At 37.1% G+C, this 13,161-nt stretch carries 6 protein-coding genes, 1 tRNA gene and 5 pseudogenes; 6 read left to right on the top strand and 6 right to left on the bottom strand.

The genetic code is table 11. The annotated features are described in order from the left end of the window. Positions 1-146: 146 nt before the first annotated feature. The 6 genes and pseudogenes from ACMCNP_RS03375 to ACMCNP_RS03400 all read left to right on the top strand — a co-directional run. A pseudogene (locus tag ACMCNP_RS03375) lies at positions 147-1,162 on the top strand (IS256 family transposase). Positions 1,163-1,297: 135 nt separating this feature from the next. Beyond that, positions 1,298-2,011 (top strand): annotated as a pseudogene (locus ACMCNP_RS03380) (DNA topoisomerase); the annotation flags it as partial. Beyond that, positions 1,894-2,844 (top strand): type IA DNA topoisomerase, encoded by a 951-nt coding sequence (locus ACMCNP_RS03385; protein WP_419313826.1) that lies wholly within the window; start codon positions 1,894-1,896, stop codon positions 2,842-2,844. The pseudogene ACMCNP_RS03380 and the gene ACMCNP_RS03385, both read left to right, overlap by 118 nt. Positions 2,845-2,949: 105 nt before the next feature. After that, positions 2,950-3,750: a hypothetical protein gene (locus tag ACMCNP_RS03390; protein ID WP_419313828.1), complete on the top strand. Its 801-nt coding sequence runs from the start codon at positions 2,950-2,952 to the stop codon at positions 3,748-3,750. Next, on the top strand, positions 3,747-6,917 hold the full coding sequence (locus ACMCNP_RS03395; protein WP_419313831.1) for a DEAD/DEAH box helicase: 3,171 nt from the start codon (positions 3,747-3,749) through the stop codon (positions 6,915-6,917). The genes ACMCNP_RS03390 and ACMCNP_RS03395 overlap by 4 nt, the downstream gene beginning before the upstream one ends. A 238-nt stretch (positions 6,918-7,155) precedes the next feature. Then, a pseudogene (locus ACMCNP_RS03400) lies at positions 7,156-7,305 on the top strand (cell filamentation protein Fic); the annotation flags it as partial. Between the two features lie 29 nt (positions 7,306-7,334). Here ACMCNP_RS03400 and ACMCNP_RS03405 read toward each other — a convergent pair. The 6 genes and pseudogenes from ACMCNP_RS03405 to ACMCNP_RS03430 all read right to left on the bottom strand — a co-directional run bounded on the left by ACMCNP_RS03405 (position 7,335) and on the right by ACMCNP_RS03430 (position 13,150). Further along, positions 7,335-8,935 (bottom strand): annotated as a pseudogene (locus ACMCNP_RS03405) (IS1634 family transposase). A gap of 47 nt (positions 8,936-8,982) precedes the next feature. Next, positions 8,983-9,414 (bottom strand): annotated as a pseudogene (locus ACMCNP_RS03410) (N-6 DNA methylase); the annotation flags it as partial. A 570-nt stretch (positions 9,415-9,984) separates the two neighbouring features. Beyond that, on the bottom strand, positions 9,985-10,341 hold the full coding sequence (locus tag ACMCNP_RS03415; protein ID WP_419314380.1) for an AAA family ATPase: 357 nt from the start codon (positions 10,339-10,341) through the stop codon (positions 9,985-9,987). Between the two features lie 388 nt (positions 10,342-10,729). After that, positions 10,730-10,817 (bottom strand) — tRNA-Leu (locus ACMCNP_RS03420). Between the two features lie 51 nt (positions 10,818-10,868). Continuing rightward, positions 10,869-12,308 (bottom strand): NADPH-dependent glutamate synthase, encoded by a 1,440-nt coding sequence (gene gltA, locus ACMCNP_RS03425; RefSeq protein WP_419313834.1) that lies wholly within the window; start codon positions 12,306-12,308, stop codon positions 10,869-10,871. Beyond that, positions 12,308-13,150 (bottom strand): sulfide/dihydroorotate dehydrogenase-like FAD/NAD-binding protein, encoded by an 843-nt coding sequence (locus tag ACMCNP_RS03430; protein ID WP_419313837.1) that lies wholly within the window; start codon positions 13,148-13,150, stop codon positions 12,308-12,310. Before ACMCNP_RS03430 ends, gltA begins: the two co-directional genes overlap by 1 nt. Between the last annotated feature and the right edge of the window lie 11 nt (positions 13,151-13,161).

Raw genomic sequence — 13,161 nt, forward strand, 5'->3', positions numbered from 1 at the left:
ATAAAGAAACAAGAGGAGAATTTAGCATGAACACAAAAGATTTAAGCAAGGATTTGACAATAGATAATATAGACTTCAAAGTATTAAGCAAAAACTGCAGGACACAGGATGATTTATCAAGCCTAACCAAGCATTTTATGAAAAATATGATAGAGAATATTCTAAAGGCAGAATTGGAGGATCATATTGAGCTCAACAGTGAACTTTCAAAAAACGGCTATTACAAAAAGTCCATAAGAAGCGATACAAGCAAATTAGAACTTGATATACCAAGAGATAGAAATAGTGATTATAAGCCTCAATTAATTCCTAAAGGCACATATACAATAAGTGGTATCGATGATAAAATTATCTCTATGTATGCAAGAGGGATGAGCTTAAGGGATATAGAAAAGCAGGTTAAGGAGATGTATGATGTTGAGATGTCAGACAGCCTGATATCCCGTATTGTGGATAAAATTACACCTGAAATTAGCCAATGGCAAAATAGAACACTTGAGCCAATTTATCCGATAGTCTATATGGATGTAATGGTATTCAAAGTAAAAGATGATAACGGTTTTTATAGAAATAAGGCACTTCACTTTGCAATAGGTATAAATCTTGATGGAAAGAAAGAACTGCTCGGTATGTGGCTTACAAATAACGAGGGAGCCAGGTTCTGGTTATCTATAGCGACAGAGCTAAAAAACAGGGGAGTAGAGGGATTATACTCATAGCTTCTGTTGATGGATTAAAAGGCTTTTCTGATGCCATAAACACGGTATTTTCTCAGACTATAGTCCAAAGATGCATAATCCATCAAATCAGATATTCTTTAAAATATGCTGGCAGTAAATATCAAAAAGAGTTTATGGCTGATTTGAAGAAGGTTTATAAAGCTCCGACAAAGGCTGCCGCTGAAGTTGCTCTATCTGAGCTGAAAGAGAAATGGCAAAAGAGATATCCTATGGTCATTAACTCTTGGAAGAATAACTGGGATGAGTTATCAGCTTATTTTGAATACAGTGAACCTATTAGAAAGATAATCTATACCACCAACACAGTTGAAGGATTCAATAGACAGATCAGAAAAATAACTAAAACCAAAAGAGGGTTTAATGATGATACTTCATTATTTAAGTTAGTGTTTTTAGCTTATAGAGATATTGCAAAGAAATAGGAAAAATCTACCTCAAACCGGACTGAGATTATCTCTCAGTTTTCCATTAGTTTTAAAGATAGACTTAATGGATATATAAGGTAAAATGGTGTATAATCAGATTAATAAAAATGGCTTACACAAAATAGGAAGCGGTCTCTCGGCAGGGTGCAAACCTGCATTCTTGCGTTAATAGTTAGCCGGCAAAAGGAAATAGCATCGTTTAAGCCGCAGGACTATTGGCTTGTATTTGCCGATACAAATAAAAACATTCGTTTCAATTGGGTTAGCTGCGATCATGATAATTGCGACAACAAGATCAAAAGCAAAAGCCATGCCGATGAGATAGTCTCTCTGCTTACCGATCAAACGGCAGTTGTTCAAAAGATAACTAATGAAGGTAAAGCAATTAATGCTCCTAAGCTGTTCTCCCTCACCACATTGCAGCAGGAAGCAAACAGAATATTCGGATTGTCGGCACAGGAAACACTTAACATAGCCCAAAGTTTGTATGAAAAACACTGCACTTCATATCCGCGCACCGAAAGCCAATATCTTGATAAGACATCCGGCACAAAAGCAAACTGCAAGAAGATTATCAATTTCATAAGTAGTAGGTATCCGACTGATCGGACTAATCTGAATGTCGGCAAAAAGGTGTTCGACAAATCCAAGCTCACCGATCATCATGCTTTAATACCTCAAATGCCCGATAGGCAGACACTAATCTATCGGCAAACGAGCAAAAGATATTGGATCCGATCACACGCAGATTCATTGCTGCATTCTATCCTGCATACAGATATACGCAGACAACAGTATTTGCCGAAGCGAACGGTCAAATGCTCACTGCCGTTGGCAAAGTCGTAACCGATAGCGGATGGAAAGAGGTTTATAACTTTTTCAAACAGGAAAAGGACAATTTTCTGCCTGTTGTGGCAAAAGGAGAGCTATTGCAGCTGATAAAAATCATAAGTGAAATGAAGCAGACCAAACCGCCGGCAAACTACAACGAAGCAAAGCTGCTGAATGCAATGACCAACGCTAATCAATTTGTTAACGACAAACAATTAAAGCATATTCTCAAAGAGAACGCAGGCATAGGAACACCTGCCACAAGAGCACAGATTATAGAAGTTTTGTTAAAAAGAAAATATGTTCTCCGTAAGAAGAAAATGCTCATTCCGACAGAAAAAGGCATATTTCTCATAGACAGCTTAAATGGCAGCAAGATAACAAAACCCGACTATACAGCTTTATGGGAACAAAGACTCGAGGAAATCGTACAAGGCAAAGAAACAAGAGAACAATTCATGCAAGATGTTGTTGCTTATCTGAACGATCTTGTTAAATTTTCAGATACACTTAAATTAAGCCTGCCTGCTGGATCCTCGGCAAAAGCAGGTAAAAAAGCTACAAAAGGAGATAGAAATATGGATACAAATGTTTTAGGAAAATGTCCGGAATGCAAAGGTGATGTGGTAGAAAGCAAAAAGGCATACGGATGCTCAAACTGGCGTAGTGAAGATGGCGGGTGCAGATTCGTTATCTGGAAAACGATAGCCAAAAAGGCTATCACGGAAGCTCAAGCTAAAAAGATCATTGCGGGAGAGAAGGTGCCTGTCAATGGACTCACCAGCAAAGCCGGCAAGAAGTTCGGAGCGTATCTGAAATACGATAAGGATCAGCGGAAAGTGGTATAATGGTAAAAAAAATATCAACAATTGTTGTTACCCCGCCAAATTGGTGGGATATACACAATAGGATATATACAGACGTTGTAGCCAATGTGAGAAAATGGAAGAAATATGAATATTGAATATCAAAATATTGAAACAACTAATCGAGGATATAAGGGGGTGTCTGTAACTGAAACAGAATGCCGTGAACACTTACAAGGAGCTGTTAAGGATAACCTTATTGATAGGGAAGAAAGGGAAGATACACTTGAAAAGTTACGGGCTTTACAATCTGAAACAGGTTTTAAGGTAAGTGAACAACTTTTAATTGATATTCAAACTCTCGAAAGTGAAGAGATTGATGAAAGAATTTTCAGGGTTAGTGAAGCTTATGCTGGAATAATATTAGAAGAACATTTTTCTTGCAGGTTTCATTGGAATGAATTGAGAGATTCTAGAAATCCAAAAGGAAATAAACCTGGAGCAGACTTGGTTGGTTTTATTGAAATAGATGGAGAAATTCTATTCCTTTTTGGAGAGGTAAAAACATCATCGGAAAATAGAAGACCACCGCAAGTAATGACTTATTCTGATGGAATCGAAAAGCAATTGTTAGATTTATACAACAATCCAAGTAAACGGTTAATACTAATAACCTATTTAAAAAGTAAAGCTAAATTGTTTCCTGATAATCATCAATTCAAAATTGATTTGAATGAAGGAATAAAAAGCTATTATTCCGAAAATAATAAATATCAACTTATAGGGGTCTTGGTAAGGAATATTGAACCGAACAAACGGGATGTTTTGCCAAGTTATGACAGATTAAAAAGAGATATATTGGAACCAACAGGTTTACAATTATTAGCTTTGTATACTCCAATCAATAGTAGTGACTGGTTAAAAACAATAAATGGAAGTGAAGAATGAGCGTTCAAAATAAATATAAAATATTAGAAGATTTATATTCTGATTTGTTGCAGGATATTGGAACGCTTATTCAAAAAGGAAAATTATCAAAGCGTTTCAATAATATCAATTTAACAGATGAAGAAATCATTAGGTTAAATAAAGCAAAAGAATTATGCGAATTAAAAATTGTTGAGTATTGGGAGGAAAGAGATAATGAAACTTTCAAAAGTTTGTGCTCTACATATTTTGATATTGCCGTATTATTTCCTGTTAATATAGATAATGAATACTTTATTTATGAGCAGATAAAACTATTTGCTTTCGGATACCTTGGCGAAAATTGGCATTTTATAAGACAATATATTAAAAATAATACAGAAATATTTGAATCTTTATCCAATGAAACAGATTGGAGTAAACGATTATTAATAATTTCATTTAAGGCAATATATCATTTAATAAAAAAAGATTCGTGGGAAGAAATAAATCAAGCTGTTGAGTATATAAATAGTTTAAGGCAAGGACAGGAAGAATTTGAAGCCATTTACCTTTTAAGATTTGAAGATAATAGCCGTCCTTATGCAGCGGCTGAATTAGTTGCTTTGTATCATTTTTCTAAAAGTATAGAAATTCTTGGGCAATATTTAATTGAAGGTCGCCCTATTGAACCGGAAACCCAAATAAACTACCATACTAATATTTCAAAAGAGTTTGCAAATAAATCAGGTAACATTACTTTATCATTATTGTTTCAATTTTTTGAAGGATTTGCCTTAAAATTAATTAGAAATACCATATGGCACTCCACAAGAGGCATAAATAATTGGGTTACAAAATTTAATGAATTTATTACCAAAGAAAGTAGTAATAATATATTTGAATTGCTTTATCCTCAAAAAGAATCAATTGTTAGAGGTGAATTGCTAAATCCGGCACATAGAGCAATTGTGTTAAATTTACCAACATCGAGTGGTAAAACATTAATTGCAGAATATAGGATTTTACAAGCATTAAACCAATTTGGAGGACAGCAAAATAAAAAAGCTTGGATAGCTTATTTAGTGCCAACAAAGACCTTGGTAAACCAAATCTTTTTACAATTAAATAATGATTTTGGTAAAATCGGATTAAAAATTGAAAAAGCAAGTGGTGCCATTGAATTAGATGGCTTTGAACAACATTTAGTAGAAGAAAAAGGAAATCAAACAGATTTTGATATTTTAGTTACTACTTATGAAAAAATGAATCTTTTGGTCAGGCAAGGTTTGGGAACAACGGAAGAACGACCACTTGTTTTAACAATTGTAGATGAAGCACACAATTTAGAAGAAAAAACAAGAGGATTAACATTAGAGTTATTACTCTCAACCATCAAAAATGATTGTGAAGATGTTAATTTTCTTTTAATGACACCCGACATTTCTAATTCCAATGAAGTAGTAAATTGGTTGGCAGGTGACAGAGGAAAAGTAATCAACTTGGATTTGGATTGGTGGCAACCTAATGAGCGAGTTATTGGTGCTATTCAAATTGATGGACGAGGCAGAAATTATGATTTTGTATTAAAGACCCTGCATACAAATAAAGGAACTTATGAAATAGGAGAAAATATTCCTTTACTTCACTGTGAAGATGTGGAATTAACAAAATCAAAAATTAATTCAAAATTAAAGATTGCATCTCATCTATCTGCCCAAATTTTAGATATAAATTCACCTATAATTGTTCTTGCATCAAGGATAAATGACACTTACTCAATAGCAGATTATTTATATGATGCTTCAATTGATAATTTTGATGATGACGAGGATATTGATTTGTTAATTCGTTTTGTTGAAAGTGAATTGGGTGAAGATTTTCCATTGGCAAAATATTTAAAACGAAGAATAGCAATCCATAGTTCAGCATTACCTGATGAAATTAGATTTTTAATAGAAGATTTAATGAATAATAAAGGTAAGTTACAAGCATTGGTTTCGACAACGACAATTGCACAAGGAATTAATTTCCCAGTTTCAGCTGTTATTATGGGAGCTTATAATTATCCGTTTATAGGTTCAATGCCAGTTAGAGATTTTTGGAATTTAGCCGGACGTGTTGGGAGAACTGGGCAAAACAATATGGGTTGGATTGGAATTGCTGCACGAAATGATAATGATTTATTTGATATAACCAATTATGTTCAAAAAGCTTCTGATGATTTATTATCTCAATTGGTTGGTGCAATAGATTCTGCACTGCAAAGAGCAGATGAAGACTTTGCAAGATGGTTATTTATTGATGAAAGATGGTCTGCGATTCTTCAATATATTTCTCATTTAAGAAGACAAACCCAACAATTGGATGAATTTTTATCTCAATTAGAACAAAAATTACAAAGCACCTTTGGTTATAGACAGTTATCAGAAGATAAAAAACAATTTCTGAAAGAAAATATTCGTAGATATGCACGAAACATTACTGTTTCTGATGCTAATAAATCTGATGAGACAGGATTTTCAACAGTTTCAATTAAACAAATGATTAAAAGATTAGCAAAAACTAATTTAACACCACAAGATTGGCAAAAAGGCCAATTATTCTCAGAACATAATAACAGTATGAGAGAACTTGTAGGTATTATGATGAATACTTATGAAATAAGAAAGTCAATTGAGGATATTACTACAAGTGGTCAATCAATATCGCATTCAAGTATTGCTCGATTAATTATTGATTGGGTAAATGGTAGAACTATTTCAGATATTTCGGCAAGAATTTTTCCAAGGGATAATCAGGCGATTCAAAAAACTACAAAAGCACTGTATAAAGTTATTGCAAATGCGGCTACTTGGGGATTAGCTGCATTACAGAAGATGCCAACAAGTGGGATTGATTGGGATAATTTAAGCAAATTGGAAAAAAATAAAATGGCTAATTTACCTGCATATTTACATTACGGAGTTAATACTGACGAAGGTGTATTGATGAGAAAAAATAATGTTCCCCGCAGTATAGCTAACAAACTAGGTTATTTTTATAAACAATCGATAGGTAATGATAATATTTTCAGTGTTACAGCATCTCAAATTTCAGAATGGTTGAGAAGACAAGATGTAATGATATGGAATAACTCTGTTCCAAACAATAGCAGATTGTCAGGAGAAGATTATAAAAAAATTTGGAAAAAACTAAATGGAAAATAAACACTGGCTACAACATTGTGTATAAGCAATGGCGGGTAAAGTACTAAAAATGAAATGAATATGAATAAAGTTAAAACGGTACAAAAATGAACAGAAGTGCGGAAAACCCCGCCACTGCTCATACACTTGTCCGTTGGCGGTCATTGCAACAAGATACAATAGACAGTGAATACAAGATAAAATTATCGTAAATTTGAACAAAAAATTATAGAGTGGCAGAATAAACAACATTTAAATTATGAGTAATGCAAAAATATCCATACGTTTTTTTGACGACCGCGAAGTGCGTGCTGTTTGGGACGAAGAAAACGCCAAATGGTGGTTTTCAGTATTGGATATTGTAGCCGTGCTTACCGATCAAAATGACTACACCAAAACCCGTAACTATTGAAAATACCTTAAACCTAAATTCCCGTGTTATTGTAACGAGGCAGGCGGAGTGACACCCAATTTGGTGTAGAGATTCATCTGCCGTTTTGTTGTTTCTCCGACCTTTAGCTGACACCCCGGCGATTCAAAACATTCGATGACATCAAGCTCATCGGAAACCTCCTGTAAGGTATGGTCTTTGAACATATTGTTTTCCTGCATCTTTTTTGTGATGTAGGATAGAAAGATAAGGGCAATAAACTGCATAAAGAGCTTGCCGTCCAGGCTTTGTTCCGATGAGACAGCCGCACGGCGCAGATTCAGTCGTTCTTTCAGATTATCGAAGGCTTTTTCCACAACATCCTTGTTCCGATAGATCGTAAGCGCCTCAACTGAGTCTTTTATATCGTTGCTTAAAAGGGCAAAATAACCGTATTTGCGTTTTATCTCTGCAACGGCTTCTTCTTTGGCTACAATCTTCGTACCTCGAACCGGCGTGCTTTTCACCTCAAAGTATTTGGCATGCTGCTTCTCATTATCCGGATTGAGCCGGCCGCTTTTCAATTCTTCCTGCCAATCTGCCATTTTGCCGTTAAAGACTTTTTCCTCCTCAAGTGCCCGTTCCGGTGAATAATAGAGATGAAGATACATTCGACGATCCGCTTTGATTGCGTCACCTTTGTAGGGGCGATCATGTACATAGTTCCATACTATCGGCAGCGAATAGCAATAGAGTTGGTATGTCCGGTTATAATACGCCCAATTGCGCATCTTGTCACCAACAGTGTTAAGATGTGTCTTTATAAGCTTCAGGGACAGCTTGGCGGCAATCAGGAACTTCATATGATGACTGTACATATCATTGATGTTGGCTGCACTGAAGAAGCCACGATCATAACAACCTTGATCTTCTTATAGCCCAATCTGTTCATGTCAGCCAACAGTTTTCTTAGTGTTTTCACGTCGGGAATGTTCCCTGCCAGCTTTCGATAATAAAATGGTAAGCGGGATTGTTGCCCAAAGAGCAGGGTTAGATTGATCTGTGCCAGATGCTCATGATCTTTGTTTTTGCCGTAGCGAACCTGTCTGAAGCATTTTGAATAACTTGAGATAGATGTGCTGTCATAAGCCAGATATTCATTCTCCACCCGTCGTTTTCCCTGAAGCCGGAAAAATCGTTGCCTGGCTTCCTCGGTGATAGATGCGAAGAGCTCACTGCTTCTCTGGGAAGAGATACTCTTACCATAGGGATGTCTGTGGAGTAGAGCCCAATGGGGAAAACGACTCAAGGGATTCTTATCCTCCAGGATCAGGTAATAGGCAATGGAGAGGATTTGTCTGTAACCCTCGGTAAAACATCTCTTCAGATCCTCCGTCACTCCGGTAGCCTCACCGATCCGGTCAAAGAGATAGGTAGCCCCGTAGAAACAGCGAGCCGTCCATGTGACCGGCACCGGTCCACGTTTGGTTTTCTTGCGAGATATTTTTCTTTTTTCGGTTGAAACAATCTTCTGTGTCTTTGGATCCACCCGTCCAATGCATTTGCGTTTTGCTCTGGATTGCTGCTTATCCTTATTCCAATAAGAGATCGACTCATACGCATAAGTGACCCCTGACTTTTTATTGGTCTGATACACAATAGCTGCCATATACAATCTCCCCATTATTCCTCGTTACATCTTTTCGGGAATTCAGGGTGCATGGTAAAAGCTAAATCTGCTTTACTTTTTGGTGCCAAAACTCCGGCAGGAGAAAAACGAGGGTCATTAATCAATAAAGGATTGGCATCGCCTTCCCAATGGATTGAATAAGGCGGATTGGAGACAATGACATCAAAGGGTTCATCGTCCCAGTGATGGGGATCGGTGAGGGTGTCATCGTAGGCAATATCAAACTTATCATAGTTGATATCGTGTAAGAACATATTGATCCGGCAGAGGTTGTAGGTGGTGAGGTTGATCTCCTGCCCGAAAAACCCTATCTGCACATTTTCTTTGCCAAGAACCTTGTCAAATTTAAGCAGCAGAGAGCCGGAGCCGCAGGCGGGATCATAAACTTTGTTGACCGATTTTTTACCCAAGGTGGTGATTTCTGCCAATAACTCACTGACTTCTTGCGGAGTATAATATCACTGCTTATACTCATTCCTAACAGATTTGTCCAATCATCCAGCCACGGGATAAGATCGTGGATCGCTTTGCTCTCATGATCTTATCCTTATTCGTTATGTTTTGTTAACCTGCCTGCCGTCCATCTTGTTTCAAATTGATCACGCTTCATTTTAAGTCCATTTTTTATATTATTTGCGATTTCCTGATGCATTATATCATTCCCCCCCCCAAATTCCTGTATTTGTTTTTTTTCATATACAATTCATCAACGGGTTTTGAATAATTAAGTTTACATAAAGTTTCTGTTCCGCTATGTCAATTGGTAAAGAATTAGTTTCTTCCGGAGTAAGTGATTGCATTTGCATAACAAACCTGCTGTTATCGTTGCCATCGACCTAATGTATTCTGAAAAATGTATCTAAAACTACTAATAGTTTGTTTTCTGAGAATCGGGTAAGCCAGTCTATTCAATGATCGTTTGGTGTTACACTGCCAAATGTTTTACTCATTAGGTTAAATTGTTTGCCGGCAACAGAGACAATATCAAGATTTTCGTCTAAAGCTTTAAGAATAGATTTATTTTCCGCCTATGCATTATATTTATCCGTGATACAAACGGATGCAAATATGTTTTTGGTGGCAATATTTTTAATTCTGTATTTTAGTATCAATTCAGGATCTTCGGCATTTACATATCCGACTTTACATCTCTTACTACTAACCAAACTGAGCATATTTGTTGTTCCGGTGGTATCAGCCAAACACATGGCAAGTTGCATTGCAAAAAACGATTTTCCAATGGCTCCTGTTCTAAGACGTAACCCTACAGTGCAGGATATAAAACCGAGAATTATATATTCTATATCAGGCAGATCATTATTGACTACATCCGAAATTAATATTCTTTCAATATTATGAATAAATTTAACGATATAAACCCTAATGGGCTATTTACCGGTGAAGTGAAATATTCAAATCCGATTCTGATAAACAAAATATACCATCAGATATGAATCCCGACTTCATAGAGAAATTAAAAGATGACCTGTAAAACAAAAACGATAACTTTTATGCTTCTTTATTAATGAGTAAAGATAAATTATTTAATATTTTGTTTGGAAAAGTAAAATTAACGAGGGTCGAAGTTATTGAGCTTACGAGCTTACGCAAAGATTAAATTGGCCTCTTAATAATACGTAGCACCAGCAGGTTATATGCCTGAAGAATCCAAGAGAATAGCAGGCAACCAAAAGGCATTAGCTTCATTTAGAAACATGGATCAAATAAGAGATTGGCAACTTATTAAATCAGTTGGTATATATAAGTTTTTTATGGTGCCGAGGGCCGGAATCGAACCGGCACGGAACTAAGTTCCGAGGGATTTTAAGTCCCTTGCGTCTACCACTTCCGCCACCCCGGCTAAACTAATCAAAAAATGTGCAGCGAATAACGATATTAATAATCTAAAAACCTACCATATACCCGTTTCTAAATATTCATTTATGGCAACGACGGCTTTTTTACCTGCCCCCATAGCAAGTATTACCGTTGCCGCCCCTGTTGATATATCTCCACCGGCAAAAACCCCTTTTTTAGTGGTTTTTTCCGTATTTTCGTCCACAATTATATGTCCCCATTTATTTAAATCCATCCCTGGCGTAGAGTTTGGAACAATGGGATTTGCATTTGTCCCTATAGCTATAACCGCGGCATCTATGCTTGTAGTAAACTCGGAGCCTTTTATCGGAACGGGTCTTCTCCTTCCGCTTTCGTCGGGCTCTCCAAGCTCCATCCTTAAACATTCTACCGCAGTAACATTCTGACTCTCGTTTCCTATAAATCTAACAGGGTTTATTAAAAATTCAAACTTAATTCCCTCTTCCTCCGCATGACGAACCTCTTCAAGCCTTGCCGTCATCTCCTTTCTGGACCGTCTGTAAAAAACCCTTGCATCGTCATATCCAAGTCTTAACCCCGTCCTTACCGAATCTATTGCAGTGTTGCCCGCACCGAAAACTACAAGCATTTTTCCGATTTTAATAGGCGTATCGTATTCCGATTTATTATATGCGCGCATTAAATTAACTCTCGTAAGAAACTCGTTTGAGGAATAAATCCCGTTAAGTTCCTCACCCGGAATATCAAGAAATCTAGGTGTCCCTGCGCCGGTTCCTATGAAAACGGCATCATAACCCCTTTCTTCAAGAAGTTCATCCACGGTAATCGTTTTACCTATGACCGCATTCGTAAACACTTTAACGCCCATATCCTTAAGGACACTCAGTTCTCTAATGAGAATATCTTTCGGAAGCCTAAACTCCGGAATTCCATACATCAAAACACCGCCAATCTGATGAAGCGCTTCGAATATCGAAACGGAATACCCCATTTTACGCAAATCACCAGCTACGGTCAGACCTGCGGGTCCACCCCCGACTACCGCTATTTTTTTATCTTTTTCGGTTTTTACTTCAATATGGATATTGCCATACTCAGCCTCGTAATCTGCGGCAAACCGTTCTAAATTGCCTATTGCAACGGACGGTGTATCCTTTCTTTTACCTACGATACAAACCTTTTCGCACTGATCCTCCTGGGGACAAACCCTGCCGCATATCGCCGGCAAAGAATTAGTTTCTTTGATTTTTTTTGCCGCCCCAAGAAAATCTCCGTCCTCGATAAGCTTTATAAATGCCGGAATGTTGATATTAACCGGACACCCTTCGATGCAGTAAGGTTTTTTACACCGTATACATCTTTTTGCCTCTTCTACTGCTTCTTCCGGGGAATATCCGTACGGAACTTCCTTGAAATTACGCCTTCTTTCCTTGGAGGGTTGAGAAGACATCTCGTGCCTTTTAATTTTAAGCCTTTCCTTTGCGTCAATAGGTTTGCTTTCGTTTTTATCCATTATACCTTGTTATGGTGCTCTTTCATATGGCACTCGTAGGAAGCCTTTTCCTCTTCCTTATAAAATTTAAGCCTACTCATAAGATTATCAAAATCGACAAGATGACCGTCAAAATCCGGTCCGTCCACACAGGCAAATTTAATTTTATTATCCACAAGAACCCTGCATGCGCCGCACATGCCGGTTCCGTCTATCATTATTGGGTTTAAACTAACCACGGTCTTTATATGTCTCTCCCTTGTCAAATCACTTACTGCCTTCATCATAATCACCGGTCCGATTGCAACAACCCTATTAATCGGCAAGTTGTCTTCATATATAAGCCGCCTCAAAACATCCGTAACAATTCCTTTCGTGCCGTAACTACCATCATTTGTCGCAATGAGGATTTCACTGCTCGCCGATCTCATTTCGTCTTCCATTAAAAGAAGATTTTTACTTCTTGCTCCGATTATGGAAATAACATTATTATCAATATCTCTCAACGCTTTAGCTATAGGATAAACCGCGGCAATTCCAAAACCTCCGCCTATACATACTACGGTACCGAATTTCTCGATTTCCGTCGGAACTCCAAGTGGACCGACTACGTCGGATAGACTATCCCCCTCGTTCAATTCGCTAAGCATGTGAGTTGTTTTTCCGAGCGTCTGAACCATTATGGTGATGGTTTTTTCTTTTTTATCGGCATTAGCGACAGTAATAGGCACTCTTTCGCCTTTATCGCTAACCCTTAAAATCACAAACTGCCCCGGTAAAACTTTTGAGGCAATGTCAGGAGCATATATGCCGTATAAATTTACCCCCTCCCCTAAACTTTTTTTTACTATTATCTCATACATACAAACCGATA

Origin of the sequence: Candidatus Acidulodesulfobacterium sp. H_13 (assembly GCF_048541835.1) — a bacterium.
Taxonomy (GTDB): domain Bacteria; phylum SZUA-79; class SZUA-79; order Acidulodesulfobacterales; family Acidulodesulfobacteraceae; genus QIJE01.